At 40.4% G+C, this 914-nt stretch carries 1 protein-coding gene; it reads right to left on the reverse strand.

All coding sequences use genetic code 11. The features are described 5' to 3' along the window. Nucleotides 1–73 precede the first annotated feature (73 nt). The gene (locus AAEY80_RS14250; protein WP_025651826.1) at nt 74–808 is read right to left on the reverse strand and encodes a hypothetical protein; all 735 of its coding nucleotides are present in this window, start codon (nt 806–808) and stop codon (nt 74–76) included. Nucleotides 809–914: the final 106 nt, after the last annotated feature.

Here is a 914-nt window from a genome sequence, read left to right on the forward strand (position 1 = left end):
TTCTTGGTCATGGTAAACTCCTGTGAATACGCTTAGTTTACCAAGTTTAGTTGTACGGTTTCTTCAGCATAGCTCAGATATTACCCGCAGCAGGTTCATCACTGGCAGAATTATAGAATGTCGCTTTATATAGGTTTTGCTCTCTGCCACCTTTATCAGCAACCACCTCTATAGTCAGTTGACTTGCTTTGTCCCAATTCCCAATGTGAATTTGACTTTGAAATAAGGTCAGATGCTCTTTTACAATCTCAAGGACTGGCGGAAGTCTTATCTCACTGTTTGTGCTTATTTCGTGCTCCACAGGTACATTACCTTGAAAGGTTTGCAAACGATTATTAGCTAAGAAAAAGGTACAAGCCGTGATAAAGCCACTAATGTCTTGCTCCAAACTATTGAAAGGCGACTTTGACTGAAACGGATTTATCAGATAATAGTCTTGTCCTCGCATGGCTTTATGACCAAACACGCTGTTGTCTAACCAGTATTCTATCAATGTATTGTTTTTATCATCATACTTGTAAGCCAAGCGTTGAAAGACATAACTTAGCGTCATGCCAACAAACATAATTGCCAATAGTGGTAGTGCTGGTAGCGCAGTTGGTGATGCTATTGCTAACAATCCTAAGTTTAATCCAGCATAAGCTGAAGCACCTATCGAGAAAGCAGCTGCACCACTGGAAATCCAAGATGCGGTATTCCCATCATTAAACTTACGATAACCATAAATCGCTAAGCTCCCTACCTCAAACGTCGCGCCAATTACCCCTATCCACCCTGCTCGATATATTAGTTTACTGGCATTTACCATAAGCTGATTAATAAGGTATCTTAATCGTCTAACTGATTGGTCTCGTTAAAATACCAAATGGTTTTCCATTCAAGCCGCTTCATTTTTGGCATGATGTCACCTGCTT

Origin of the sequence: Psychrobacter sp. 78a-MNA-CIBAN-0178 (assembly GCF_040309625.1) — a bacterium.
Classification (GTDB): domain Bacteria; phylum Pseudomonadota; class Gammaproteobacteria; order Pseudomonadales; family Moraxellaceae; genus Psychrobacter; species Psychrobacter okhotskensis.